Annotated in this window: 24 protein-coding genes and 3 tRNA genes; 17 read left to right on the top strand and 10 right to left on the bottom strand. The window is 66.1% G+C overall.

Features of this window, described 5'->3' with window-relative positions:
• Positions 1-44: 44 nt before the first annotated feature.
• Entirely contained in the window at positions 45-1223 is a 1179-nt protein-coding gene (locus ACFWFP_RS33120) for a nitrate ABC transporter substrate-binding protein (protein ID WP_379301729.1), read from the bottom strand.
• Positions 1224-1368: 145 nt separating this feature from the next.
• Here ACFWFP_RS33120 and ACFWFP_RS33115 point away from each other — a divergent pair, with 145 nt between their 5' ends.
• The 5 genes from ACFWFP_RS33115 (at position 1369) to ACFWFP_RS33095 (ending at position 7050) form a co-directional block, all read left to right on the top strand.
• On the top strand, positions 1369-2418 hold the full coding sequence (locus ACFWFP_RS33115; protein ID WP_379301727.1) for an isopenicillin N synthase family dioxygenase: 1050 nt from the start codon (positions 1369-1371) through the stop codon (positions 2416-2418).
• A gap of 624 nt (positions 2419-3042) precedes the next feature.
• Positions 3043-3711 (top strand): hypothetical protein, encoded by a 669-nt coding sequence (locus ACFWFP_RS33110; RefSeq protein WP_379301725.1) that lies wholly within the window; start codon positions 3043-3045, stop codon positions 3709-3711.
• A gap of 287 nt (positions 3712-3998) precedes the next feature.
• Positions 3999-4664, top strand: coding sequence for a hypothetical protein (locus ACFWFP_RS33105; protein ID WP_379301723.1), 666 nt, complete (start codon positions 3999-4001; stop codon positions 4662-4664).
• Between the two features lie 210 nt (positions 4665-4874).
• Positions 4875-5777 carry a DUF3800 domain-containing protein gene (locus ACFWFP_RS33100; protein WP_379301721.1) on the top strand — a complete coding sequence of 301 codons (903 nt, stop codon included), beginning with the start codon at positions 4875-4877 and terminating at the stop codon, positions 5775-5777.
• A gap of 109 nt (positions 5778-5886) precedes the next feature.
• A complete protein-coding gene (locus tag ACFWFP_RS33095; RefSeq protein WP_379301719.1) occupies positions 5887-7050 on the top strand; it encodes a tyrosine-type recombinase/integrase in 1164 nt (387 codons plus the stop codon).
• A 99-nt stretch (positions 7051-7149) separates the two neighbouring features.
• Here the strand turns inward: ACFWFP_RS33095 and ACFWFP_RS33090 are convergent.
• From ACFWFP_RS33090 to ACFWFP_RS33080, 3 genes are all read right to left on the bottom strand, one after another.
• Positions 7150-7222, bottom strand: a tRNA-Arg gene (locus tag ACFWFP_RS33090).
• A 40-nt stretch (positions 7223-7262) separates the two neighbouring features.
• A tRNA-Ser gene (locus ACFWFP_RS33085) sits at positions 7263-7352 on the bottom strand.
• 93 nt (positions 7353-7445) lie between these two features.
• A complete protein-coding gene (locus ACFWFP_RS33080; protein WP_379301717.1) occupies positions 7446-8159 on the bottom strand; it encodes a dienelactone hydrolase family protein in 714 nt (237 codons plus the stop codon).
• An 89-nt stretch (positions 8160-8248) separates the two neighbouring features.
• On the opposite strand from ACFWFP_RS33080, the gene hisC reads away from it, so the two are divergent.
• The 4 genes from hisC (at position 8249) to ACFWFP_RS33060 (ending at position 12199) form a co-directional block, all read left to right on the top strand.
• Positions 8249-9325, top strand: coding sequence for a histidinol-phosphate transaminase (hisC, locus tag ACFWFP_RS33075; RefSeq protein ID WP_379301715.1), 1077 nt, complete (start codon positions 8249-8251; stop codon positions 9323-9325).
• 289 nt (positions 9326-9614) lie between these two features.
• A complete protein-coding gene (locus ACFWFP_RS33070) occupies positions 9615-10715 on the top strand; it encodes a nitric oxide synthase oxygenase (protein WP_379301794.1) in 1101 nt (366 codons plus the stop codon).
• A 170-nt stretch (positions 10716-10885) separates the two neighbouring features.
• Positions 10886-11683 (top strand): PRC and DUF2382 domain-containing protein, encoded by a 798-nt coding sequence (locus ACFWFP_RS33065; RefSeq protein ID WP_379301713.1) that lies wholly within the window; start codon positions 10886-10888, stop codon positions 11681-11683.
• 147 nt (positions 11684-11830) lie between these two features.
• Positions 11831-12199 carry a nuclear transport factor 2 family protein gene (locus ACFWFP_RS33060; protein ID WP_379301711.1) on the top strand — a complete coding sequence of 123 codons (369 nt, stop codon included), beginning with the start codon at positions 11831-11833 and terminating at the stop codon, positions 12197-12199.
• Here the strand turns inward: ACFWFP_RS33060 and ACFWFP_RS33055 are convergent, their stop codons facing one another.
• Positions 12200-13051, bottom strand: a complete 852-nt coding sequence (locus ACFWFP_RS33055) for an NAD(P)H-binding protein (protein ID WP_379301709.1) — start codon at positions 13049-13051, stop codon at positions 12200-12202.
• Positions 13052-13113: 62 nt separating this feature from the next.
• Between ACFWFP_RS33055 and ACFWFP_RS33050 the strand changes: the two genes are divergently transcribed.
• Positions 13114-13506 carry a winged helix-turn-helix transcriptional regulator gene (locus tag ACFWFP_RS33050; protein ID WP_379301707.1) on the top strand — a complete coding sequence of 131 codons (393 nt, stop codon included), beginning with the start codon at positions 13114-13116 and terminating at the stop codon, positions 13504-13506.
• 60 nt (positions 13507-13566) lie between these two features.
• On the opposite strand, the gene ACFWFP_RS33045 is transcribed toward ACFWFP_RS33050, so the two are convergent.
• Positions 13567-13654, bottom strand: a tRNA-Ser gene (locus ACFWFP_RS33045).
• A 146-nt stretch (positions 13655-13800) separates the two neighbouring features.
• Here ACFWFP_RS33045 and ACFWFP_RS33040 point away from each other — a divergent pair.
• Positions 13801-14784, top strand: coding sequence for an NAD(P)H-quinone oxidoreductase (locus ACFWFP_RS33040; protein ID WP_379301705.1), 984 nt, complete (start codon positions 13801-13803; stop codon positions 14782-14784).
• Between the two features lie 6 nt (positions 14785-14790).
• On the opposite strand, the gene ACFWFP_RS33035 is transcribed toward ACFWFP_RS33040, so the two are convergent.
• Positions 14791-15993 carry a cysteine desulfurase-like protein gene (locus ACFWFP_RS33035; protein ID WP_379301703.1) on the bottom strand — a complete coding sequence of 401 codons (1203 nt, stop codon included), beginning with the start codon at positions 15991-15993 and terminating at the stop codon, positions 14791-14793.
• An 86-nt stretch (positions 15994-16079) separates the two neighbouring features.
• Between ACFWFP_RS33035 and ACFWFP_RS33030 the strand changes: the two genes are divergently transcribed.
• From ACFWFP_RS33030 to rsgA, 6 genes are all read left to right on the top strand, one after another.
• Positions 16080-16658, top strand: a complete 579-nt coding sequence (locus ACFWFP_RS33030; RefSeq protein ID WP_379301701.1) for a bacterial proteasome activator family protein — start codon at positions 16080-16082, stop codon at positions 16656-16658.
• 311 nt (positions 16659-16969) lie between these two features.
• Positions 16970-17797 carry an ABC transporter permease gene (locus ACFWFP_RS33025; protein ID WP_379301792.1) on the top strand — a complete coding sequence of 276 codons (828 nt, stop codon included), beginning with the start codon at positions 16970-16972 and terminating at the stop codon, positions 17795-17797.
• A gap of 12 nt (positions 17798-17809) precedes the next feature.
• Positions 17810-18652 carry an ABC transporter ATP-binding protein gene (locus ACFWFP_RS33020; protein ID WP_378996804.1) on the top strand — a complete coding sequence of 281 codons (843 nt, stop codon included), beginning with the start codon at positions 17810-17812 and terminating at the stop codon, positions 18650-18652.
• Positions 18649-19737: a glycosyltransferase gene (locus ACFWFP_RS33015; RefSeq protein WP_379221961.1), complete on the top strand. Its 1089-nt coding sequence runs from the start codon at positions 18649-18651 to the stop codon at positions 19735-19737. Before ACFWFP_RS33020 ends, ACFWFP_RS33015 begins: the two co-directional genes overlap by 4 nt.
• Positions 19738-19801: 64 nt before the next feature.
• Positions 19802-20338, top strand: a complete 537-nt coding sequence (locus tag ACFWFP_RS33010) for a hypothetical protein (protein ID WP_379301699.1) — start codon at positions 19802-19804, stop codon at positions 20336-20338.
• Positions 20339-20573: 235 nt separating this feature from the next.
• Entirely contained in the window at positions 20574-21605 is a 1032-nt protein-coding gene (gene rsgA / locus ACFWFP_RS33005; protein WP_379301697.1) for a ribosome small subunit-dependent GTPase A, read from the top strand.
• A gap of 74 nt (positions 21606-21679) precedes the next feature.
• On the opposite strand, the gene ACFWFP_RS33000 is transcribed toward rsgA, so the two are convergent.
• The 3 genes from ACFWFP_RS33000 to ACFWFP_RS32990 form a co-directional block, all read right to left on the bottom strand.
• The gene (locus tag ACFWFP_RS33000; protein ID WP_379301695.1) at positions 21680-22582 is read right to left on the bottom strand and encodes a GNAT family N-acetyltransferase; all 903 of its coding nucleotides are present in this window, start codon (positions 22580-22582) and stop codon (positions 21680-21682) included.
• A 3-nt stretch (positions 22583-22585) separates the two neighbouring features.
• Positions 22586-24484 carry a glycosyltransferase gene (locus ACFWFP_RS32995; protein ID WP_379301790.1) on the bottom strand — a complete coding sequence of 633 codons (1899 nt, stop codon included), beginning with the start codon at positions 24482-24484 and terminating at the stop codon, positions 22586-22588.
• Between the two features lie 110 nt (positions 24485-24594).
• A complete protein-coding gene (locus ACFWFP_RS32990) occupies positions 24595-25119 on the bottom strand; it encodes a GtrA family protein (protein ID WP_379301693.1) in 525 nt (174 codons plus the stop codon).
• Between the last annotated feature and the right edge of the window lie 179 nt (positions 25120-25298).

The raw sequence follows: 25298 nt of genomic DNA, 5'->3' as shown, positions 1-25298 counted from the left end.
ACGAAAGAACCTTCGCTCCAGCACAGCTCGGAGGTTCCATGTGGTCAGCGAATGCCGATTTTCGGGTCGGTGAAGCGGTTGGTGAAGATCTCGCCCGCTGTCAGCGCCGGTGGGATCGCCGCGCCGCCTGCCACCAGGATCGGCCGCAGGTCCTCGAGGTTGCGCTGGGTTCGAGCCTGCTCGTAGGTGCCGAAGGAGCCGTCGGCCTCGTTGGCCAACAGGCCGAGCTCGACGAGCTGCTTCGCGGCGAACTCGGCCTCACCGGCCGGGTACGGAGTGAAGGCCGGTGTGCGGGAGACGATATCGACGACCTTGGCATTGGTGTCGGCCGGTGCGACGGCGAAGTCGGCGCCGGACTGCTGCACGATCGGTACCAACTTGGCCAGACACGGCGCCAGCCCGTCGAGCTTGTCGGCGCGCGCGGTGAGATTCGAGGCGTAGGTGTCGAAGCCGGAATTCTTGATCAGGTCGTAGGCCACCGGCTTGTTCCAGGCGCGGGCCTCGTGCTCGTAGACGTACGGTTCCGCGCTGGCGAAACCCTGCTGGGCGATCGTGGGGTCGGCGACGAAACGGGCTGGGGCGCCGTCGTATCCGGTATCGATCTGCGACTGTTTCAGCAGACCCTTGGCCACCAGCCACTGCGGAAAGATCTGCTCCTTCGACACCACTACAGGTGCGTTCGAGCGGCCGATATCGGTGATCGATCGCCAATCCGGGTGGCTCGCCGGATCCCACATCAGAATGGAGGGACTGTATTTCAGCAACGGGGTGACAGCGACGACCGACTTGGCGGCACTCGCCGCGATCACCTGCTCGCCGTGTACCACCCCGAGAGTGACCGTGTCGTCGACATACATGCGCGAGGGGACGGACTGGAAGCCGATCGCGGGCCCACCCGCTCGCAGCTGCAACCGCACCCCGGTGTCCTTACCGCCTGCCACCAGCGGCCCTTCGACCGATTTGGTCTCCTCGTCCACGCGGTACCCGGGGCCGAGCAGCTGGAACAACCCGCCTTGATCGGACTGCGGCTGCCACTGCAGCTGGACGGTGACCGTATCCGGGCACACCCCGCGCAGTGTCTGCGCGGGCGCCGCGGGTTCGAGCGCGACGGCGGCGCCACCGTGATCCGCGGTATCGGTGCCGCAGCCGACGACGGCGAGCAGCGCCGCCAACAGCACTGCTCCCGAGGTCGCGGCGCGCCTGTGGTGTCGGTGGTTCTGCATGTCGTCCTCCTCGTCGTCGCGCCCTTCTGCGCGACATCTACATGCAACTTCCCCTCGGTTTCCAGGCAGTTACGTGTTCACTACATGTCTGTTCTTCCTCCAGTTCTGTAATGCGGAGGCAATACATGCAATAGACCCTGAAAAGATGACGTCCCCGTTCACCGTCCCCACCATCGACATCACCCCCTTTCTGACCGACACCGACGATGCCGATCGCGCGGCGGTCGCCGCCGAAATCGACACCGCTTGCCGCGAGGTCGGCTTCATGCAGATCGTCGGCCATGCCATCCCCGACGAGGTGGTCGCCGGACTCACCGACGCGCTCGACGAGTTCTTCGCCCTGCCACTCGACATCAAGAAGCGCTACCGCCGCTCGACCTCGGAGAACCGCGGCTACTCGCCGCCGAGGTCGGAATCGCTGAGCCTGAGTCTGGGTCTGCCCGCGGCGAATCAGATGAACGACTTCTACGAGGCCTTCATCGTCGGCACCCAGTACACCGACTTCCCCGGCCTCGACCTACCCGCGTCGTCGTACGCCGCCAACAACTGGCCAGAGGCCGCTCCGGGCTTCCGTCCCGCCATCGACGCCTACTTCGCCCACGCACAGCGGCTGTCGCGAATCCTGCTGCGCGCCTTCACCGCAGCCCTGCGGCTACCCGCCGACTACTTCGACACCCTCACCGACCATTCCATCGACGCGCTGAAGATGAACAACTACGCCCTGCCCGAAGGCGAGCTGCGCCTCGACGGCGATATGACCGGCATGGGCGCGCACACCGACTTCGGCATCCTCACCATCCTGTGGGCCGACCGCGTCCCCGGCCTACAGGTGCTCGACAAACACGGCCACTGGCACAACGTGCAGCCCGCGCCGGGCGCCCTCCTTATCAACCTGGGCGATGCGATGGCCCGCTGGACCAACGACCGCTGGATGTCCACCCTCCACCGCGTCGATCCACCGATCATCGACGGCCACATCCGCCGCCGCCGTTCCGCCGCCTTCTTCTTCGACGGCAACCACGACGCGGTGATCCAAGCCCTCCCCGGCACCCTCGCCCCCGGCGAACAGGGCTACCCCCCGATCACCGTCGCCGACAACATCAACGCGAAAGTCGCCGGCCTGAAAGGACTGGCCACCCCCGCCCCGACCGCCCGCGAAACCGCCAGAGTCCTGGCAGCGACCAGCCCGGAATGACCAGAGCCCCACACAAAAAAAATCGACCCCGTACCTACTGATACGGGGTCGATTTCGGTGCGCCCGAAGGGATTCGAACCCCTAACCTCTTGGTTGTTCCGTTGCTCTGCGGTTGTCCGCTGGCGTACCTCCAATCTTGCTGCTACCGGGGCGTTTTGCGTTCGTCGCTACATGACTGTCTGCCGTTGTCCGCCCGTATCGCCGGGGGTTTGTAGTGGGAAAGTAATGGGTGAGTCATGTTCTCCGGTTTCGGGAGACTGTCTACGAGTAGTGATCGCAGTCGGTGTGGAGCGGTGGCGTGTATGCCGTGGTGCAGGCTCGACCCGTGTGCGTTCGATGGTGACCCACCGATCCAGATACAAGGCACCGCACCGATGAGTACATAGCCAGGTCCAGAGCGGAGGATCGACGTCGTTGTACGGCTCGGATCAGTACGGGACGTGTGACAACGGATACTTCGTAAGGATCACTGGCCGTGTCGGATCGAGTGTGTACATTGCGGACATGTCGGTGGGCGATAGCTCGACTCTTGCCCGGAACGTGCTGCAGGATAAGAGGCCTGGTCCTGGGGCAAGTTGAGTCGTAGCCTGCCGACATCCTGACCACGAGTAGAACGAGGTGTCGATGTCGACCGAATCACAGCCGGATGTTGCGACGATGCAGCGGATACAGGGGCGCGACCTCAGCCCAGCGAATGTCGGCCAGTACATGATCCGGGCCAAGAACGGCTACCACCAGCCTGGCGAGATTCTTGACATCGTTCCAATACGCGCCGACCGGGGCGGAGCATGGCTGCTCACGGTGAAGTGGGTCGCTACGCCTGTCGATGCTGCGCAAATTAGCCAGGCAAAGGTGGCGTTCGACGGGCCCGCCGCTCTGATCGAAGCTCCTCTGGTCCGAGCAGTTCCCGGCACCGCGGCTGCCCAGCTCGAACTGGGCGAAATTCCCGAAGACCAGGCCGTCGTCGAGGAAACAGGCGCTGTCGTCTCCGATTGGATCAAACTGGTTCAGAGTGGTCCCTACGTCGATGGGATGACCGAGACCACCACGGTTCGAGCCCGCGACCTGACTCCCCGCCACGTGGGAAAGGTGTTCGGCAACGGAGACGAATCAGGGCTGACTTACTTCATCAAAGTGCTGAACTTCCGCGCGATCGAAGATGGTCCGAAACCTGGCGTGCAGCTGTGGCTGAGGCACTCGCAGATCGAAACCCGACCTGCCTACGACAACGAGTGGCATGTGCCGTTTGACAGAGAGTTCAAGTTCGTGGAACTCACTCCGTTCAAGGGGTAGTCGAAGCTAGCGAGCGATCAGTAACGAACCTGCTTGGTTCGCTGGCACTGTTCTAGGGTTGGTTGCACATGCGGGGCTCGCTCACCGCCTGCCTGGTGCGGCCGCCGTTCACCCGCACTGCAGGCCAACCAAGAACGGGGCCACGCGGTAAAGCTGCTCTGGGCCGGTGATCCCGCCGAGACAACTTCTACAATCGAGCTGTAGGCAGACGGAGAGGCTGATCTCACGTGATTGTAAAGGCTTGGCTCGCTGGTGACGTGCCTAGCTTGAGTGCCCTAGTAACTCGCTTGTCCACGGGCGACGTACGAGTGGTACAGGATGGTGACGGCTATTACCTCACAGCCCCGGAGATCAATACTTGCCCCGACCTCCACGCGATCAAGGAGGTCGCGGCCCGAGTTCTGGCGAGAGTTAATGGCGTGGCTCGAGCAATGGACGCAAGCTATCGCCCAGTACGTCTCGCTGGCCGCTACAACAACGGAGACGACGCGGTTGTCACTGTCGATGCCGCGCTCGAGATCAGGTTCACAATGACGGCCGCCGTTGTTGTGCACGACGCGAGTGGGCGTGAAGTACCGACTCCGCCCCCAGCTGGACCGGTATATGTGCAGGTTGCTGCGGACGTTCCAGAAGCAGCTGAAGCGCTCGACATACTGGGCAAGCCCGGGCAGCTCAGCTGGGGCGAGATGTACAAGGTGTTCGAGATCGTGACAGACCAGGTACCGGACGAGGTTCGCCGGAAAGACTGGGGAATCAGCAGAGCAGACGAGACTCGATTCACCTCATCGGCGAATCACCCCGGCGCGAACGGTGAGCACCGAGACGGACGGCATGCTCGCCCCTTCCGTCCGGAGCTGAAAGTGAGGTGGTCCCAGGATGAGGCTCGGCAATTCATCTCCAGGCTCGTCTTGTCGTGGCTGTCGCACGAAGCCGCCCAGCGGCACGACGCCTAGCTGCTTGGACGATTGGTGCGTGACAACTTCGGGGTTGGCTGAGTCGCGATCCGCGACACGTCGGGCTACTTGAGGTTGCAATAGAGTGCCAAACTTGGCATCATCGAAGACGCAAAAGCAAACGTCGCACACTGTGCGGCAGATCCTAAGGCCACTCTTCCGAGGGTGGCCTTAGTTGTGTCTTGGGTCACCATCGCCGAACATTGACCTGTGCTTCTGTGCTATCTCGATGAATCAGGCGATGAGCAGGCTCTCCGGACTGAGACCGACACACCGGCTTTGGTCATCGCTGGTCTCGTGGTCGATCACCAGCGGGTTCACGGTTTGGTGTACAAGTTCCTACAGCTCAAGAAGAAGTACCGACCGGCCCTCGCCAAGCCCACGGTCAAGTTGAGCGATTTGATCACACACGAGATCAAGGGGTCCGACCTGCGCAAAGGTGTCCGCGACGGCGGGCGCAACGCCAGGAGAGCGGTCTACTCACTGCTGAGCGACACCCTCGATCTCCTTGAAGAGAGCAACTCAAAGGTAGTTGGCGAAATCCATGTCAAGGGCGAGGAGCCACTTGCCCGATGGGCATATGCCGTCACCGTAGCTGGGATCGCAGAACAGCTCGAGGCGCAGTCGCGAGCAGCCAACACATCGGGAGCGATGATTCTCGACGCAAGAACAAAGTCCAAAAATGTCCCGTCAGTCCACCGGATCACTACGGAACGGTTTCGGGCGGGAGGGAACCCCTACCCGTGCCTGGTGGAGAGTCCCGTTTTCGGACACTCAGATGCACATGTCGCCTTGCAAGTCGCTGACCTCATCGTTTCGGGACTGCTGTTTCCCATGGCCTGCTTCGCATACTCCCAGGGGCTGATCAGCAACATCCACATCAACGAGAGCTATGGCGAGATCCGCGAGCGCTTCGGTTCCCGCTTGCGGCTGCTGGAGCACCGGCACGTGTGGGCAAACGGGCGACACGCTGGAGGGATTGTTGTCAGGGACCATCTGAACAATCAACCGTCCTTGCTGCTCTACAAGGACTGCCCGTTCGACACTGGTCGACGGGACTACCTAGAGAACCGTAAGAATGGCCGACCAGGTCCGGCACCCGTGACGGTATAGGCGGTCGATCACGCTCGCACGGACCACACGCATGTCTAGACCACGATCGGCCTTGTTCTGGGATGGGTTGCGCACACAGGGGGGGCTGGCTCATCGACCGAGCTGCCTGATGCCACGCCAGCGGATGGCTCCCGGCGAGTGGGGCAAGATCACCGTCAAGCAGACCAGTGCCGGCCAGTTCACCGCTCACACGTACGTGCGCGATGAGGACGGCGAGCGTCGGCAGGTGGAACGCAGCGGTGCCAGCGATGAGGCTGCACGACGAAATTTGTTGCGGCACTTGAAGACACGTACGTCTACGATCGCGGAGGCCGTGGTGACAGATCGCACTACGCTGGCCGAGTTGTTCCCGATCTGGCTTGCGACCAAGACCAAACTCAAGCGGCAATCGCGGGAGCTGTACCAACAGTCATGGGACCGGCACGGGCGCAAGCAACTTGGCGCTCTGCGCATTCGGGAGCTGCCTACCAGCCGCGCCGAAAGGCACCTCAGCAAGCTCGCTGCTCGATCGGAGTCGAACGCCAAGACATTCCGTGTGGTGCTGATCGGCATGTTCGCTCTGGCCGTCCGATATGACGTACTGCCGGTGAACCCGATTCGGGAGACCAGTCGCACTGGGGGCAAGCAGTCCGGTGCCCGGGCCCTCACGCCTGACGAGTTCGCGAAGGTGCGAAAAGCGGTCCATGCCTACCGTGACCGTGAGAAGGGTTTCGGACCTCGGCCCGGTCGGAATTTGCCCGAGTTCGTTGATGTGCTGGTCTCGACTGGATGGCGACCGAATGAGGTGCTGTCGCTGCGGTGGTGCGAGGTCAACTTGACGGCCGACCCGCCGACGGTCACGACTACCGGGACCATGATCGACCACGGCAAGGTCAAGGGGCAGGCGCTCCACCGCCAGGACACACGGAAAGGCGATGCGCCCGACCATACGGTGATCCTGCCCAAGCTCGCGGTGGAAGCCCTGAACACCCTGCGCCCGAAGGACCCCGACCCCGACAGTCCGGTGTTCGCCAACCGCAACGGCGAGTGGATGAGCTTGGCGAACATGCGTCGGTCGCTGCGGGCCGCGCTGCCGGAGGATCTGAAGTGGGTCACCCCGCGCAGCTTCCGTCCGACCGTCGCGACGGTGGTCCGTGACGACCTCGGCCCGGCTCAAGCACAGGCCCAGTTGTCGCATGCGAAGCTGGATACAACCGAGCGCCACTACCTCGAACGGCGGACTGTCGGACCGGACGCGAGGAAGGCTCTCGACAAGTTCACGCAGGGAAAGTAGTGGATCGTTTGTAGGGGGAAAGTAGCGGATCTAGCGAGATTTCCCAGAAACGAAAAACCGCCCCTCACCGGTAAACCCTGGTGAGAGGCGGTTTTTTTGTGCGCCCGAAGGGATTCGAACCCCTAACCTCTTGATCCGTAGTCAAGTGCTCTATCCGTTGAGCTACGGGCGCATGGTGGTGCATCTTCAGTTGTTACCCAGCGAGCTGGGTGTGGCGGAGGCGAGAGGATTTGAACCTCCGGTCCCCGTGAAGGGACAACTCATTAGCAGTGAGTCCCATTCGGCCGCTCTGGCACGCCTCCTGGAGCCTTCTCTTTCGAGGGCACCGGTCCTTGTCGAACCGCCGGGAATGAAGATTACACGAGCAGTGGTAGTAGTCCAAAACGCCTGGTCAATCAGCGTAAGTTGCTGTCGAACCAGTCGTAGATGCGAGTCTGGGAGTCGATGCGAATCGCGATGGCCGCGTCGTCTTCGGGATCGGGTCGGTCGACCCGGTGAGTCAGCCCCGGATAAGAGACTGTGAGACTGGCCACATCCGCTTTGGCCGTGGCCTCGCGCAGGCGTTCGACCGCCTCGGGCGGGGTGGCCGGGTCGTCGGCGCCGAAGAGCCCGAGCCAGGGGGCCTGGAGGTCGGCGGCGATGTCGATCAGGGCCGCGTTCTGGTCGGGGAGCGGTTCGGTGATGCCGGGGGCGGCCACGCTCACCGCGGCGCCGATCGGACGGGTGGCGGCGACGAGGAAGGCCGCCGTGCCCGCGCTGTCGAAACCGAGGACGCCGATCGTGTCGGGGAAGACACCGCGGCCGGTGAGCCAGTCGAAACCGGCGTCGAAGTCGTCGAAGAGCTCGTCACCGAACACCTCGTGCTGCGCGTCGGCGATGCGGTCGAACAGATGCGGCGCGACGACGATCCAGCCCTCGAACGACAGCGCCCGCATCAGCTCGAGTAGCTGGGGGGAGAATTCACGGGATTCGTGCAGGACAACGATGCCGCCGCGGGCCACCCGTTCGGGCTCCACCACCGTGATCGGCACGGCATCGCGTCGCGCGACGGCGGCCGTGTCGGCATCAACCGGCCGCAGAGGGGCGACGTCGTCGTAGGTGCCCGGCATAAACCCAGCGTAGGCGGCAGAACTGGACTTGGGTAGGTCTGGACGGCCGCGCCGCATGTCGGCGCGGCCGATCATCGTAGGGTGGAGGCGTGACCGCGCACATCCGCCCCGACCTCGCCACCATCCCGGCCTACGTTCCCGGCCGTAACCACCCGGATGCGGTGAAGCTCGCGTCCAACGAGACGACCTTCGGCCCGTTGCCGAGCGCGGCCAAGGCGATCGCGGAGTCCGCCGAGCTGGCCAACCGCTATCCGGACAATCAGGTCAGCGAGCTGCGGGCGGCGCTCGCCGAGTTCCTCGGGGTCACCGTCGCGAATGTCGCGGTCGGCTGCGGCAGCGTGGCGCTGTGCCAGGAACTCGTGCAGATCACCTGCGACGCCCCCACCGACGAGGTGGTGTTCGCGTGGCGCTCGTTCGAGGCGTACCCGATCGTCACGCAGGTGGGCAACGCGACCGCGGTGCGGGTGCCGCTGACCGAGGATCACCTGCACGATCTGGACGCGATGGCCGACGCGGTCACCGAGCGCACCAAACTGATCTTCGTCTGCAACCCGAACAACCCCAGCGGCACCGCGCACGGGCGCGCCGAGCTGGAGCGGTTCCTGGACCGGGTGCCCGCGCACGTTCTCGTCGTGCTCGACGAGGCCTACTACGAGTACCTGCGGCTGACGCCCGAGACCCGCCCCGACGGCGTGGCGATCGGCCGCACGAGGCCGAATGTGGTTGTGCTGCGCACGTTCTCGAAGGCCTACGGCCTGGCCGGGCTGCGTGTGGGCTACGCGGTGGGTGATCCCGAGGTGATCTCCGCGCTGCTGAAGGTCCACATTCCGTTCAGCGTGAACCGGATCGCGCAGGCAGCCGCGATCGCCTCGCTGCAGGCGCGCGGCGAACTGCTCGACCGCACCGATGTGCTGGTGGCGCAACGGCATCAGCTGCGCGAGGCGCTGCTGGCCGCGGGCTACGAGGTGCCGCCGAGCGAGGCCAATTTCGTGTGGTTGCCGTTGCGCGAGCGCAGTATCGAGTTCGCCGAGGCGAGTGCCCTTGCGGGCGTGCTGGTTCGGCCGTTCGCCGGTGACGGTGTGCGGGTGACGGTCGGCGATCCGCACGAGAACGAGCAGTTCCTCGGTTTCGCCACCGCACCCGACACGGCGGCCCGATTCCGTTAGTCCGGCGCACGGTCAGCAACCCTTGACACGGGTTGCCGTGGGATTACCGCGAATTCGAGCACACTGCCAGCACACCGGTCGTAGGCTTGCCCGAAGCTGATCTCGGGTCGACCGATTACCCGGTCGGCGCGCCACCGGTCGAGTGAATGTGTTCTCGGCGGGCAATCTTCCCGCGTCGGAGGGTGCACCCGCACGGCCCCGCACCCTGCTGCCCGACCGGAGATGTACCGTGAACCAAGGCTCTCGCCCTGCCGTCTGCGAAAAATCAACCCCCACAGTAACTTCGGCGATCGATGTCGATCTCGCTGTGCCGCCGCCGGTCGAGCTGGATCGCCGCTTGCGTGACTGCGACGAGTTCTTCCGCTACCCCGAACTCGGGCACCTGCCCACCCAGCGTCGCCTCGGCGCGCTCGCCGAATTGCGCGATACCGGCACCTATACCCAGACCGCCGAGGAGATCTTGATCGGCGCGAAACTGGCGTGGCGCAACCACGCTCGCTGCGTCGGCCGCAAACACTGGCGATCGCTGAAGCTACTCGACGCCCGCCGAGTTACTTCTGCGCGCGAACTTTCCGAGGTGTGCTGGCAACATCTGCGCCTGGCCACCAACGGCGGCGCGATTCAGTCGATGATCACGGTCGGACCGGCGGCCGCACCCGGCGGCGGTGAGTACCGGATCGAGAGTTCGCAGCTGATCCGCTACGCCGGCTACCGCAACGGCGACGGCACCGTCACCGGTGATCCGGCCAATATCGCGGCCACCGAACAGGCGCTGGAACTGGGGTGGCGCGGGGCGCGCACGCCGTTCGACGTGCTGCCGGTGCTGATCAGCACGCCCACCGAGGGCGTGCGGTATTTCGACGTTCCGCGCGAGCTGGTCCGCGAGGTGGATCTGATCCACCCCGACTACCCGTGGTTCGCCGGGCTCGGCCTGAAATGGCATGCGCTGCCCGCTGTTTCGAACATGGACCTGGCGGTGGGCGGTGTTCGCTACCCCTTCGCCCCCTTCAACGGCTGGTACGTCGGCACCGAGATCGGCGCGCGCAACCTCAGCGACACCGATCGCTACAACATGCTGCCGCTGATCGCCGACATGATGGGTCTCGACACCTCGTCGGTGCGGACGCTGTGGCGGGACAAGGCGCTGATCGAGCTCAATCATGCTGTGCTACACAGCTTTCGCGCATCGGGCGTACACATGGTCGACCACCACACCGTGGCCAAGCAGTTCTGCGATCACGTACAGCGCGAGGAAGCCGCCGGGCGCGCGTGCCCGACCGACTGGAGTTGGGTCAATCCACCCATCTCGTCCGGGCTGACGCCCACCTTCCACCGCTACTACGACGCGCCCGACCTGGACATTCGACCGAATTTCGTCCGCCGAGACTGATCTACGGCGGGCTGTTTGGCTCATGACCGACCGGGTATTTGCTGTGTCGTAGCCGAGTCCGGCCGTGCCGGACGCTACGACCGATTGATCACCCAACAACCCCCAGCGGAGCCGGCGAACGAGCCCAACATGCCCGCGACCGGCCTCCGCACCAGGTAGGAGGGATCATCATGAGCAAATCGACCCTGGAATCGCTGATCGGCGCCACCGCCTACGACGAACGCGGCGACAAGATCGGCAAGGTCAAGCAGATCTACCTCGACAACCAGTCCGGAGCGCCCACCTGGGCCGCCGTATCGACCGGATTCTTCAGCCACGACTCGCTGGTTCCGCTGGCCGGTGCCGAACACCTGCCCGACGACGGCTCGCTCAGACTGCACGTGGACAAGGAGCTGGTGAAGACGGCGCCGTTCCACGACGGGTCACGGATCAGCGCGCAATCGGAGCAGGAACTGTTCCAGCACTACCACGTCGATCCGCGAGCAGCGGGCTGGAATGCCGAAGGGCGCCCGCGGATTCGGCCCGAAGACGACGCGCCGATGACCCACGGCAACCAGTCGCGGACCGTGACCGGTCAGTCCGACACCGCTCGCTACGGTGACGACTCGATGGTGCGCTCGGAAGAGCAGTTGCGCGTCGACACCGAGAGCGAGGAAATCGGCACCGCACGGTTGCACAAGTCCGTGGTCACCGAGGAACAGACCTTCAAGGTGCCGGTGACGCACGAGGAAGTGCATGTCGAACGCGAGCCGATCACCGACCGCAGCGGGCGCGCGACCATCGGCGAGGAGGACCGCGAGGTCACCCTGCACGCCGATCAGGTGCACGTCGACAAGGAAACCGTCCCGGTGGAGCGGGTGCGGCTTGCCGTCGACGAGGTCGACGACGAGACAACGGTCTCCGAGACGGTCCGCAAGGAGCGGGTGGAAGCCGAGGGCATCGACGACCGCCGCCGCCAGGAGCCCTGACTTCGCGGCGAGAGTCCGCTCGACCGAACCGGCCACCCACCCGGTGGGTGGCCGGTGGGTTACGCGCGGTCGGCGGCGAGCGTAGGGTTCTCGATACGGGCCGAATCGCCCTGGTCCGGCTCGTTTCGACGAGCGAGGGAGCCCCCGATGAGCACCGCATCCAGTTCGGGATTCGATGCCGACGCACTGCGCCGCGGAATCGAAAGCCGTGATGCCGCAACACTGCTGACGCTTTACAGCGACGACGCCGAGATCCGCATGGTCGACCACCGCGATCAGCCGAGCCATCCACGGGTGATGCACGGCCGCTCGGCGATCAGCGCAATGTTCGACGACGTGTGCGCCAGGGAGATGACGCACTCGCTCGACAGCGTCCTGATCGACGGCGACCACATCGCCTTCGTGGAATCGTGCCGCTACCCGGACGGCACCCGCGTGCTCGCCCACTCGATGGCGAACCTGCGCGACGGTCGCATCGTCGACCAGACGTCGATCCAGGCGTGGGACGAGGAGTAGTCAGCGGAAATCGGCGACGTGATCGGCTGCCCATCGGCGATAGTCGCGGGCAGGCGACCCGGTGATGTCGTGCACGGTGGAGGTCACCGTGCCCGGGGTGTCGACGAGGCCGGCGAGTCCGCGCAGCACCACGCGGGCGATGTCGGGTGGGAGCCAACCCATGTGCGCCATCGCCTCTTCGGGGCTAATCTCCTCCCACACCAGCGTGCGGCCGAGCGCGGCGCCGATCGCTTCGACCTGGTCGATCCGGCTCAGCGCGGCCGGGCCGGTCAGGGTGTACTTCGCCCCGGCGTGCCCGGCGGTGGTCAGTGCGCGCACCGCGACCGCGGCGATATCCGCCTCGTGCAGCAGGGGCATCGCGGCGGCACCGTACGCGCCGCGCACGACGTCGCCCGCGCGGATCTGCGGTGCCCATTCGACAGTGTTGGTGGCGAAACCACCGGGCCGCAAGAAGGTCCATTCCAGTGACGATTCGGTGATCGGCTGCTCGATGACCGCGTGTGCGCGGCCGATCGGGTGGACCTGCTCGTCGAGTTCGTCGCGGACCGCGGCGGAGGAGAGCAGGACGATGCGGCGCGCGCGTTCGGCGATACGGGCGACGACCTGCTCCGCGATCTCCGCCGACAGCATCGGCCAGGTCAGGTACACCGCGTCGATGCCGTCGAGTGCGCTGTCCAGGGTGTCCGGGGCGGTCAGATCCCCCTGCACCACTTCGATATCCGGGGGTAGCGACGCGGCGCGCGGGTCGCGAGCCAATGCCCGCACCCGCGTTCCGCCCACGGCGAGCTGCGCCGCCACCTGACCGCCGACATGACCGGTCGCCCCGATCACCAGAACCCCGTTGACATCCATGGGCCAACCGTACGAAGGGGACTTACCAATGGAAAGGCCATACCGATAGGTAAGCTCATGACATGGTGGTAGGAGTCCCGGACAGCGACCAGTCCACACTCGATCGACGTGACGTATTCGACAAAGAGTGTCCGGCCCACGCCATCCTCGGCAAAGTCACCAGCCGCTGGGGCGTCCTGATCCTGGCCGCGCTCCTCGACGGCTCGATGCGATACCACGTCCTGCGTGACCGAATCGGCAGCATCAGCGAGAAGATGCTGTCGCAGAACCTGCGCACCTTCACCGACTACGGCCTGGTCGAGCGCACCGTCGAACCCACAGTGCCCCCACAGGTTTCCTACGCCCTGACACCGATCGGCCACGAGGCAGCCGACAAGCTCCACGGACTCCTGGAATGGGTCAGCACCCGAGCCGAAGAAATCGAAACCTTCCGAACGGCCAACGGCCCGACCTGACCTGACCGACAGGCCAACTGGTTCGATGCACGACACCCCTTGGCCGACCTGCGGGGTTTTTGGCGGAGACGGAGGGATTTGAACCCCCGATGGTGTTACCCATGCTCGCTTTCAAGGCGAGTGCATTCGGCCGCTCTGCCACGTCTCCCTGGGAAGGATGGTAGCTGACGTGATCCGGCCTTTCGCAAGTCTGGGCGGACCTGGGCCGGGTTGTCTCGCGCCGGCGCGAACTGTGGGCGACATGGGGGCGCGGGGTTCTGGCTACCGGCGGGGTGTGGGGAGAGGATTGGGGTCATGTACGCGATTGAGCTGAACGGGTTCGGCGGGCCGGAGGTCATGGAGTGGACCGTGGCGGTCGATCCGGAGCCAGGGCCCGGCGAAGTAGTGGTGGAAGTTGTCGCGGCGGGGGTCAATCGGGCCGACGTGATGCAGCGGAGGGGGTTCTATCCGCCGCCGGCGGATGCGAGTTCGATCCTCGGGTTGGAGTGTTCGGGCACGATTGTGCAGGTGGGGGCGGGGGTTGTGGACTGGCAGGTCGGGGATCGGGTGTGCGCGTTGCTGGCGGGGGGTGGGTACGCCCAGTTCGTGGCGGTGCCCGCGACGCAGCTGTTGCCGATTCCGGACGGGATGGACGCTGTCGCGGCCGCGGGGTTGCCGGAGGTGGCCGCGACGGTGTGGTCGAACCTGGTGATGACGGCGGGGCTCGGCTCGGGGCAGCTGGTGTTGATCCACGGTGGCGGTGGCGGGATCGGGACGCACGCGATCCAGGTGGCGCGCGGCCTCGGGGCGCGGGTCGCGGTGACGGCCGGGTCGGACGCGAAGCTGACCAAGTGCGCCGAGCTGGGGGCGGAGATCTTGATCAACTACCGGACCGACGACTTCGTCGCGGCGGTCGCGGATCAGGGTGGGGCCGACGTGATTCTCGACAACATGGGTGCGAAGTACCTGGAACGGAATGTGGAGGCGCTCGCACCCTTTGGGCAGCTGGTGGTGATCGGGATGCAGGGCGGTGTGAGCGGAACGCTGAATATCGCCGCACTGCTGCGTAAATGGGGCACCGTCGCGGCGACCAACGTGCGCAGCCGTCCACGCTCGGGGCCGGGGAGCAAGGCCGAGATCATCGCGGCGGTCCACACACACCTGTGGCCGCGGGTGGCCGCGGGCGAGATCGTGCCGGTGATCTCCACCGAGCTGCCGATCACCGAGGCCGCCCGCGCGCACGAGCTGCTCGACGACTCGCAGACCTTCGGCAAGGTGATCCTGCGGATTCGCGACTAGCGCACCCTATTCGAGGGCGCCGAGGGCGCGGCCGAGCTGGTCGATCTCGTAGCGGGTCGTATAGGGCGCGAGCCCGATCGTCACCGCACCGCCCTCGTCGTTCACCCCCAGCGCGTCGAGCAGCCTGCTGCCGCCGTGCACCCCGCTGACCGTGCCGATCCTGGCGTCGGCCAGCTTGGCCGCCACCTTCTCCGCCTGCATCCCGGCCATCGTGAAACTGACCGTCGGGATACGGGTGGAGGCCCGGCCGATCACGGTGAGGTTGTCGACCTTCTCCAGCACCTGCATGAGGTGGTCGAAGAGCTGGTCGTGATAGTCCTGCAGCGAGGTGATCGACATCTCGAGGCGTTCACGGCGGGTGCCGGTGGCGCGCTCGTCGAGTCCGGCGAGGAAGTCGATCGACTCGGTGAGCCCGGCCAGCAGCGCGTACTGATGCCCGCCCACTTCGAGGCGTTCAGCACCCTTGGCATAGGGGTTGAGCGACATCGACGGGATGCGGTCGAGGAACGCCGGGTCGCGGAAAACCAGCGCACCCACCTGCGGGCCGCCCCACGACGGCGCGCTCAGCGCGACCACGTCGGCATTGAGTTCGTCGATGTCGATCAGCGCGTACGGCGCCGCGCCGAACGCGTCGGCCACCAGCAATCCGCCCACGTCGTGGACGCGATCGGCGGCCACCCGGACACCGGGCGCCGAACCGACGATCGGTGACGCGGCGGTGAGCGCCACCAAACGCGCGGTCGGCCCGATCAGCTCCTCGAACTGCCACGACGGCATCTCACAGGTCTCGATCTCCACCTCGGCCCAGCGCACGTGCGCGCCGTAGCGGTTGGCGATGCGCAGCCACGGGGCGACATTGGCCTCGTCGTCCAACCGGGAGAGCACGATGCCGGTGCCGAGGCCGAGCCGTGAGCTCAGCGATTCGGCCAGCCAGGCCAGCAGTACCGCGCGATCGGGACCGAGGACGACGCCGGCCGGATCTCCACCGACCAGATCGGCGACAGCTTCCCGTGCGGCGTCGAGGATCGCGCCGCTGCGCGAGGCCGCGCCGTGGCGGCCGATGTGGGAAAACGAGGAGGTGCGGAAACCCGTTGAGACGGCACGAGATACCGAATCGGGAACCAGCATCCCCGCCTGCGGGTCCAGATGGATCCAGCCGTCGCCCAGGGACGGTATCAGGCCCCGAACCCTCGCGACGTCATAAGTCATGGTGGCCACTTTAAGGGCAGGGGGCCTCCCGGGGTAACCGCGTGGGGGTTTTAGCGCGAACCCGGCGCACACGCAATGATGGGGATATGACGCACTCGGAGGATGTCCCCGAATCCATCGTCGTGATCGGTCCCGACGGCCGTCCACTGACCGTGCCCGCCGACGCCGACAGCGCGTCCGCGTTCACCGCACAGGTCGTGCCCGACGACGAGAAGGCCGCGAGCGAGTCGGCCGAGTCGCTGACGGACATGGTGGAGCAGCCCGCCAAGGTGATGCGCATCGGCACGATGATCAAGCAGCTGCTCGAAGAGGTTCGCGCCGCACCGCTGGACGATGCCAGCCGCTCGCGCCTCAAGGAGATCCACAAGTCCTCGGTCCGCGAGCTCGAGCAGGGCCTCGCCCCGGAACTGCGCGAGGAACTCGAACGCCTCACCCTCCCGTTCACCGACGACTCGGTGCCCTCGGACGCGGAACTGCGCATCGCTCAGGCTCAGCTCGTCGGCTGGCTGGAGGGCCTGTTCCACGGCATCCAGACCGCGCTGTTCGCCCAGCAGATGGCCGCGCGCGCCCAGCTGGAGCAGATGCGCCAGGGTGCGCTGCCGCCCGGGATGCACGCGGCGGACACCAAGCCAGGCGGCCATGTGGGCGGCGGCCAGTACCTGTAAACCCCCGACTCTCTTGTTCGCGGCCCGCCTCGATCTGGACTGACCGGAGGGTGCGACGAAGAAGTACCCGGAGGGAGGGAAGATCGAGGCCCCCCGGGGCCGCGAACACCCGGCGCCAGCCGGAAAGGAACACTGTAAGGTCGGGGACCGTGCCCGCCGCTGCCGCTCGCCCCGAATCGGTCTCCGATGAGGGTGACGTGCGTACCGAAGAGAGCCCCGTGCATTCTGACGACATTCCCGCCGACGCCGAGCTAGCCGAAGTCGCCGCCGCCGAGCACACCACCGATGCGCCGCTGCTGGTGAAGACGCCGATGGTGTCGGATTCGCAGACCTTCGGGCGTGCGTTCAAGGACATGCGCGACGGTCTGCACCAGCGTGAGCTGTGGTTGTCGCTGGGCTGGCAGGACATCAAGCAGCGCTACCGCCGGTCGGTGCTCGGTCCGTTCTGGATCACCATCGCGACCGGTTTGCAGGCGCTGGCGATGGGTCTGCTGTATTCGACGCTGCTGGATCAGCCGATCAGCGAGTACCTGCCGTATGTGACCGTCGGCCTGATCGTGTGGAACGTCATCAGTGCCTCCATTCTCGAGGGCTCCGATGTGTTCATCGCCAACGAGGGACTGATCAAACAGTTGCCCTCGGCGCTGAGCGTGCACGTGTATCGCCTGGTGTGGCGGCAGTTCCTCTTCTTCATCCACAATGCGGCGATCTACGCGCTGCTGGTGGTGGCGTTCTCGATCTGGCGCGATCTGGATCTGTCGTTCCTGCTGGTGTTCCCCGCGATCCTGCTGCTGTTCCTCAACGCCATGTGGGTGACGATCGTCTTCGGCATCTTCTCCACCCGCTACCGCGATATCGCCCCGATCCTGGGCTCGATGACGCTGATGCTGTTCGTGCTGACCCCGGTGATGTGGTCGACGAAGGCGCTGGAGAACTCGGTCGGCGGGGCGGGCGACCGCGCCAAGCTCCTCGAGATCATCCCCACCTATCACTACCTGGAGATCGTGCGCGCTCCCCTGCTCGGTGAGCCGTCGCAGTGGCATCACTGGGCGATCGTCGGTGCGATCACCGTCGTCGGCTGGGCCGTCGCGATCCTGGCGCTCAAGCAGTACCGTGCCCGCGTCCCGTACTGGGTTTAGGAGCAGTTCTCGATGAGCCGTGTGAGTATCGAAACCCATGAGGCGTGGGTCGAGTTCCCGATCTTCGACGCCAAGTCGCGGTCGCTGAAGAAGGCGTTCCTCGGCAAGGCGGGTGGCGCGATCGGGCGCAACAGCTCCGATGTGGTGGTGGTCGAGGCGCTGCGCGACATCAACCTCTCGCTCAAGGAAGGCGACCGGGTCGGGCTGGTCGGCCACAACGGCGCGGGCAAGTCGACGCTGCTGCGCCTGCTCTCGGGCATCTACGAACCCTCGCGCGGCAGTGCGCGCATCCGCGGTCGCGTGGCTCCGGTGTTCGACCTCGGGGTCGGCATGGATCCGGAGATCTCCGGCTACGAGAACATCATCATCCGCGGCCTGTTCCTCGGGCAGACGCGCAAGCAGATGATGGCCAAGATCGACGAGATCGCCGACTTCACCGAGCTCGGTGAGTACCTGTCGATGCCGCTGCGCACCTACTCCACCGGCATGCGGGTGCGGCTGGCGATGGGTGTGGTCACCTCGATCGATCCCGAGATCCTGCTGCTCGACGAGGGCATCGGCGCGGTCGACGCGGAGTTCATGAAGAAAGCCCGCACGCGGCTGCAATCGCTGGTCGCGCGGTCGGGCATCCTGGTGTTCGCCAGCCATTCCAACGAATTCCTCGCCCAGCTCTGCGATACCGCGATGTGGATCGACCACGGTCAGATCCGCGAACAGGGCGGGATCGAGGACGTTGTGCGAGCGTATGAAGGGCCCGAGGCGGGTAATCACGTGGCACAGGTGCTGCGTGATCTGGAAACCGAGGGCGCACTCGGCGCGGCGGGCGAGAAGAAGCTGGAGCAGAATCAGGTATGAGCGGTCAACGTGACGAGGCTGCCCCGGCTGCCGTGCCGGGTGGGTTCAGCATGACCGACCGGCTCGAGGCGACTCCGGCACCCGTCGAACCCGCCGCCGTGCTGCCCGACGACGCGCTGCCCGCGGTGGTGCTGCCCGACGATGCGGAACTGCCCCCCGGCGCCGAACCCGCCGACATCACGACCGAGACCGGTCCCACCGCGCGGATCATCGCGGTGGTCGTCACCCACAAGCGTCGCGAACTGCTCGCCGAGTCGCTGAAAGTGCTCGCCTCGCAGACGCGGCCGGTCGACCACCTGATCGTCGTCGACAACGCCAACGAGGACGCGGTGGCCGAGCTGGTCGCCCAGCAGCCGATCGAGGCCACCTACCTGGGTTCACGCCACAACCTCGGCGGCGCGGGCGGTTTCGCGCTCGGCATGCTGCACGCGCTCACCCAGGGCGCGGATTGGGTGTGGCTGGCCGATGACGACGGCCGCCCCGACGGCCCCGAAGTGCTGGCGACGCTGATCGATTGCGCGCGCAGGCACAACCTGGTCGAGGTGTCGCCGGTGGTGTGCGATATCGACGAGCCGGACCGTCTCGCGTTCCCGCTGCGCCGCGGCGTGGTGTGGCGGCGGCTGCGTTCGGAGCTCGGCGACGAGGACTTCCTGCCCGGCATCGCGTCGCTGTTCAACGGCGCGCTGATCTCGGCGAAGGCCGTCGACCTGATCGGCGTGCCCGACCTGCGGCTGTTCGTGCGTGGCGACGAGGTGGAGGTGCATCGCCGCCTTGTCCGCTCCGGGCTGCCATTCGGCACCTGCTTGCAGACCGCCTACCTGCATCCCAATGGCGCCGAAGAATTCAAGCCGATCCTGGGCGGGCGGATGCACACCCAGTACCCGGACGACCCGGTGAAGCGCTACTTCACCTACCGCAATCGCGGCTACCTGATGTCGCAGCCCGGTATGCGCAAGCTGTTGCCGCAGGAATGGATCCGATTCTCCTGGTTCTTCCTGGTGACCCGCCGCGACCCGGCCGGTCTCAAGGAATGGTTCCGGCTGCGGTCGCTGGGCCGCAACGAGCACTTCGGTAAACCCGACTAGCCCCCGAAAATAGGGGGTAGTTCCCTCTGGCAACAATCGGCGGTTCGGTCTTACGATGCGAAACGTGACCTTCGCAAAGAGTTTTGCCTCCGCCGCGGCGACCGTGCTCGCCGGCGCCGCGCTCTGTCTCGCCGCACCCGGCACCGCCCAGGCGGACGACACCTGCCAGTTGGGCTGGTCCAACGTCGGCCCGCGCTCCTGCGTGATGAACGAAGTCAGGACCGCGCCGGTGGCGACCCTCGGCAACGGTGTCTGCGTCGGCATCCTGAACGTGGCGGGCACCGCGTTCGACGGACCACTCAATTCTCCGAGCGTGGCGCCCGGCGCCACCCACAGCATCGCCCTGCGCGTCTCGCAGGGCTTCTCCCCACTCGGCAACTGGGCGCCCACCGTGCTGGCATGCGATGTGAACGTGGTCGTCGACTGGAAGAACCTGGACAGCGGCGCCACCGGCTCGGTGACCCGCTTCGTCCCGGCCACCAGCACCAGCACCTACCCGGTCCAGGACGTGATCGCGAACACCGGCCCCGGTCGGGTCCAGGTCACGGTCCGCACCGACAAGCCCAACATCCCCCAGACGACCGAAGTCTTCGTGCCGTAAGGCGTGCCGTCATCGGGCCGCGCGACAGCACACGGAAAATGAGTTGCCGGGTGTCGGCGTGGTCGGGCACAGTAGTGGTCGAACGTTGGAGAGGAGGTGGATGTCCGTGAGTACACACGTGTGGATTGCCGTGGCCGGGGGGCGCGATTGCGCGCCCGCCCAGGTTGCTCCGGACATCACCCCTACTCGCTGAACCCGTCGTTCGGGTTCGGCACCCGACGAAGGATTCCCCCTCATGGTCGACTACGACCTGCTCGTCCCTTACGGCTGGACCGAAGCCGTAGCTTCTGAATATCTGCCGCTGCTCGGCGATCTCGCACCTGCCCGCATCGTGCGGATGGACCGCAGCGAATGCGATGTGGTGACCCCGCGCGGTCCGGCGCGAGCCGCCTGCCCGCGCGACATCACCGGGCTGTGCACCGGCGACTGGGTCGGGCTCGATGCCGAAGGCACCGTGCGCCGGCTGCTCCCACGACGCTCGGCGATCATGCGATCGTCGGTGTCCGGGCGCTCGGTGGCCCAGGTGCTGGCCACCAATGTGGATACCGTGCTGATCTGCTCGGCCGCCGATGGCGATGTGGATCTGGGGCGGATCGAACGGATGCTCGCGCTGGCCTGGGAGAGCAATGCCCAGCCGGTTGTCGTGCTCACCAAAGCCGATGCGGCGGACTATCTTCCGCTCGACGAGGTGCGCGCGGTCGCGCCCGGCGCCACGGTGGTCGCGGTGAGTGCCGCCGTCGCGGTCGGTCTCGACGTGCTCACCGCGGTGCTCAGTGGCACCGTCGCCCTGATCGGGCCGTCCGGCGCGGGCAAATCCACCCTCGCCAACGCACTGCTGGGCGCGGAAGTGTTCGCCACCAACGCGGTTCGCGCGGTGGACGGCAAAGGCCGCCACACCACTGTGCACCGCGAGCTGCGACCGCTGCCCGGCGGCGGCACGCTCATCGACACTCCCGGTTTGCGCGGCATCGGCCTCTACGACGCCGCCGACGGCATCGGCAAGACCTTCAGCGACATCGAATCCCTCGCTGCCGATTGCCGTTTCGCCGATTGCGCCCACGAGACCGAACCCGGCTGCGCGGTCCGGGCCGCCCTCGCCGACGGCACTCTCGCCGAGCGCAGGCTGACCAGCTATCGCAAGCTGGCCAAGGAGAACGAGTGGATGGCCGCGCGCACCGACAAACGCCTGGCCGCCGAACGCGAACGGGTCTGGCGCGACATCTCCAAACAGCACCGCAAGCAGTACCGCGAACGCGGCCGCCACTGAACCCGAGTAGTTGATCATCAGGCACTGACGGACAACAGCCGAAAGCCGAACTGCGTCAGTGCCTGATGGTCTCGCTAATCCGGTTCGAAGGTGACGTGTGCGCGAGGGGACACGGTGGCCTCGGCCGGATCGATGATGTAGTCGATGGTGCCGGAGTCGGAGCCGAAGTGATGGCTGGCGTAGTAGGAGTAATTCACCATGAACCGGCCGTCGTCCATGGTCACCGCGAGCGCGGGACGGTTCTCCGCACGGGACCAGCTGTCGTCGATCTCCAGCCCGCCCACCGAGCGCAACTCACTGCCGGACAGCGCCAGCGTCCAGCGGTTCTCCGGGCCGTGACCGAGGTATTCCTTGACATAGATCGTCCGGAATCGCGCGGTGACCACGCGGCCGTCGGGCAGCAGGATGAACGGCACCTCACCCTCGGCGTAGAGGTGGCCGGGCTCGGGATCGTCGTGAAGTTCGGTGTGCCACAGGTCGTTGAGTTGTGGTTCGGGCCAGCCCTTTTCCGCGGCTTCGGCGCGCAGCGACGACCAGTGCCCCGCTCGAGTCCGCTCGTAGGCGAAATCGATGACATGGGAGCCGATGTAGCGCTCCACGGTCGTGAACACATCCGGGTCTGCCTGGTTCGGCTCGCTCACCGCTACACCCGCGGCGCTCGCTCTCTCCTGGATGGCGCGGAGCAGGGCCGCGCCCGCACCGGTGCCGCGCGCCGACTCGGTGATCAGGAACTCCGAGATCCGTAGAGCGCCCGCCCACCCCTTGTCCGGAAGGGACAGATCATAGGTCGCGAAACCGAGCGGTGTTTCGTCCTCGACGATCAGCAGCATCGCTCGCCCGGCCTCCTCGGCCACCCGCCGCGCACGCCGCACGATGTCGGCCGGGCGGTGCACCTCGAAATGCGCGTGCAGCTCGGCCAGCAGTCCGGCGGCCGCCTCCGCGTCGGACGCGGAGGCGGGCCGAACGAAACGAGTCACCGGTCAGCTCGGGTCGATGCCGTACAGCCGCGCCCAGTTCTCCCGGCTCGTGAGTTCCGGTACCGCCCTGCGGTATTCGGCCTGCAACGCCGGGAGTTCCTTACGGAGCTTGCGCAGGGTGCGGTAGGCGCGAATGAGCAGAGCGCGCGCGCGAGCCTTGTCCCGGCGACGCACCCGCACGCCCGACTGTGAGGCGTCGGTGACGACCACGTGATCGAACAGGCCGATGTGCCACCAGTGCGCGTCCTCCCGAGTGACCCCGATCAGGCCGGGCTGCGTGCGGCCGGTCCACTGGGTGATGGCGCGCTTGATCAGCACCAGGGTGGTGCGGCTCGGTTCGCCGCCTGCCCGGCGCACGGAGATGTCGGCGGAGTTCACCGGCGGGGTGGCCGCGGGGTGCTTGATGGTTTCGGGGTAGTCGTTGCGGGTGCTGCGGGCGGCGGCGAGTGCGTCGATTCCGCCGTCGCGCAACGCCTTCGGGCCCTTCAGGAAGTCCTCGATGCCCTGCAGGGTGGTGTGCACCAGGCCGTACTGCATGCCGACCAGGTGCTCGGCGATGTAGCGGAAGAACTCGCGCGTGATCGCCTTGCCGTCGAGATCGGTGTGCAGGGCGCCGACGATGAGCGAGTTACGGGTGGAGAAGTACCGCGCCCAGTCGTCGTAGTCCTTCCAGTAGAAGTCCGCGTGCCAGACCGCGGCGTTGGGCAGCGTGACGGTGACGAAACCGTGCTCGCGCGCGCGGATGCCGTACTCGACGTCGTCCCACTGGAAGAAGATCGGCACCGGCAGCCCGATCTTCGACACCACCTCGGCCGGGATCAGGCAGGTCCACCAGGCGTTGTAGCCCGCGTCGACCCGGCGCTCCTGGTTCTTCTTGAGCATGGAGGTGTTGCGCAGCGCCTTGGGCACCTTCTGGCCGTGCTTGAGCTCGTGCAGGTGCACCTCCTCCGCGCCGACATTGAGGTAGTCGGGGTTGAGCAGGAACAGCATCTGCGCGCCGACCAGGGTCGGTTCGACGGTGAGGTTGGCGAACGCCTGCAGGCGCAGCACGGTCTCGGGCTCGCAGAGGATGTCGTCGTCCATCAGGATGACGTCGGCGTGCTCGTTGGCCGCCGACACCTCGTAGAGGCCGCGGGTGAATCCGCCCGCGCCGCCGAGGTTCGGCTGGCGGATGTAGCGCAGCTTATCGCCGAAATCGGGGCGGACCTGCTGGAACAGCGGGCGATCCTCGACCAGGTCGGTGCCCTGGTCGACGACGTACACCGCGTCGATCGCGGCCAGCACTGTCGCGTCCGAGGCCAGCGCGGCGACGGTGTGCGCGCAGTCCTCGGCCCGGTTGAAGGTGCAGATCGCGATGGCGACCGGGCGCACCTTCTCGGGAGCCTGCGCGGTCCAGGCCAGTTCGGTGATGTCGAGTTCGCCCCCGATGGCGTCGAACTCGAGCCACAACGCGCCACCGTCGACGTACTGATCCAGCGGTGCCGTCAGCGAGACGAACCCGCTGCTGGTCGCCACCAGCGAGGCGATGATCCGGCGGTGCCCGGCGATATCGGAGGCGACCAGCCGCACGTTCGCCTTGTCGGCGACCACCAGCTGCGCACCCACCGTCACCTCGGTGACAGTGGTCCAGCGCTGCCAGTAGCTGGCGGCGAACCGGCCGAAGTAGGTGTTGGTGTGCGCGGTCGCGCCCTTGGGCAGGTGCAACGAGTGCCGTTCACGAACAGCGGCGCCGCCCTTGACGACGGCGTAGAGGTCGTCGTTCACCCGCGCCGACGGCCCGGTGAAGATGCCTCGGGCCAGCACGAGCCGCTCGGGCGCTGAGTGTTCACCCCGCAGCGATGCGGGCGCGGCCTCGCGCCGATCGTTCGATTCGGTCACGGCTTTGGTAGCCGACTGCTCCATGAAGTCCTCGAAATTCTCGGTATCGACTGCGCCGGCGCAGGGAGTCACGTAAAAGGTGGGCGTCGCGGCGGGCGGGGCGAGGATATCAATCACGCGCCACCCTCGCGTCGTCAGTGAGGAGTTGCCGCACTCCGCGCGTGTTGCTCATCACTTGCCGATGAGCCGGTGAAAACGAATTTGCTGTAGGCCCAATAGCGGAATACGACCGCCATGGTCTGCCCGATCACCGTGGCGGAAATGTTGTCCGCCAGCGGTGACGACAGATCGAGGACATAACGGGAAAAGCCGAGGCAGCCGAGTTGCAGGAGGATCGCTACGACATTGACGATCGCGTACAGAAGATATTCCCGAACGGGGCTGCCGGACTTGCGGTGCGAGTAGGTCCACCACTTGTTCCCGAAGTAGGTGACCACCGTCGCCACCACGATCGCGATGATCTTGGCGACCAGCGGGGAGTGATACAGCACACCTTCGGAGAGCGAGAATCCCCCACCCCAGAACACCAACAGGTTGTAGGTCCCCGCATCAACGAGAAACCCGATAGCCCCGACAACAAGGAACGCCGCCCCCTGCCGCAACCCCGCTATCACCTTCGACATGAAGGGAACAGCGGACGGTTCAACTGATTGCGACACGCCATGACGGTAGCCAACCCCACCCCCGACCCCTAGGGAGGGTCGGCCACGCAGTGGCCGGTTCGCGGCCGGGTCGCCGGTCAGGCGCCGTTGCGTAGGCGACGAAGGAGCAAGCAACGGGGCCAGGCCGGGGGCCCCGCCGGGCCGCGGTCAAGCGGCGCCCGCGGCGCCCATAATAG

This window comes from Nocardia sp. NPDC060249, assembly GCF_042728755.1.
Classification (GTDB): Bacteria; Actinomycetota; Actinomycetes; order Mycobacteriales; family Mycobacteriaceae; genus Nocardia.
This window is presented reverse-complemented; position numbering and strand designations above follow the sequence as displayed.

Bases quoted from the DNA above. Each gene is read 5' to 3' on its own strand.
- ACFWFP_RS33050 (WP_379301707.1), top strand. From the start codon at position 13,114: ATGGTGGTAGGAGTCCCGGACAGCGACCAGTCCACACTCGATCGACGT.
- ACFWFP_RS33055 (WP_379301709.1), bottom strand. From the start codon at position 13,051: ATGGATGTCAACGGGGTTCTGGTGATCGGGGCGACCGGTCATGTCGGC.
- rsgA (WP_379301697.1), top strand. From the start codon at position 20,574: ATGGTCGACTACGACCTGCTCGTCCCTTACGGCTGGACCGAAGCCGTA.
- ACFWFP_RS33025 (WP_379301792.1), top strand. From the start codon at position 16,970: ATGGTGTCGGATTCGCAGACCTTCGGGCGTGCGTTCAAGGACATGCGC.
- ACFWFP_RS33060 (WP_379301711.1), top strand. From the start codon at position 11,831: ATGAGCACCGCATCCAGTTCGGGATTCGATGCCGACGCACTGCGCCGC.
- ACFWFP_RS33095 (WP_379301719.1), top strand. From the start codon at position 5,887: ATGCCACGCCAGCGGATGGCTCCCGGCGAGTGGGGCAAGATCACCGTC.
- ACFWFP_RS33065 (WP_379301713.1), top strand. From the start codon at position 10,886: ATGAGCAAATCGACCCTGGAATCGCTGATCGGCGCCACCGCCTACGAC.
- ACFWFP_RS33015 (WP_379221961.1), top strand. From the start codon at position 18,649: ATGAGCGGTCAACGTGACGAGGCTGCCCCGGCTGCCGTGCCGGGTGGG.
- ACFWFP_RS33040 (WP_379301705.1), top strand. From the start codon at position 13,801: ATGTACGCGATTGAGCTGAACGGGTTCGGCGGGCCGGAGGTCATGGAG.
- ACFWFP_RS33080 (WP_379301717.1), bottom strand. From the start codon at position 8,159: ATGCCGGGCACCTACGACGACGTCGCCCCTCTGCGGCCGGTTGATGCC.
- ACFWFP_RS33030 (WP_379301701.1), top strand. From the start codon at position 16,080: ATGACGCACTCGGAGGATGTCCCCGAATCCATCGTCGTGATCGGTCCC.
- ACFWFP_RS33120 (WP_379301729.1), bottom strand. From the start codon at position 1,223: ATGCAGAACCACCGACACCACAGGCGCGCCGCGACCTCGGGAGCAGTG.
- ACFWFP_RS33115 (WP_379301727.1), top strand. From the start codon at position 1,369: ATGACGTCCCCGTTCACCGTCCCCACCATCGACATCACCCCCTTTCTG.
- ACFWFP_RS33020 (WP_378996804.1), top strand. From the start codon at position 17,810: ATGAGCCGTGTGAGTATCGAAACCCATGAGGCGTGGGTCGAGTTCCCG.
- ACFWFP_RS32995 (WP_379301790.1), bottom strand. From the start codon at position 24,484: ATGGAGCAGTCGGCTACCAAAGCCGTGACCGAATCGAACGATCGGCGC.
- ACFWFP_RS33110 (WP_379301725.1), top strand. From the start codon at position 3,043: ATGTCGACCGAATCACAGCCGGATGTTGCGACGATGCAGCGGATACAG.
- ACFWFP_RS33035 (WP_379301703.1), bottom strand. From the start codon at position 15,993: ATGACTTATGACGTCGCGAGGGTTCGGGGCCTGATACCGTCCCTGGGC.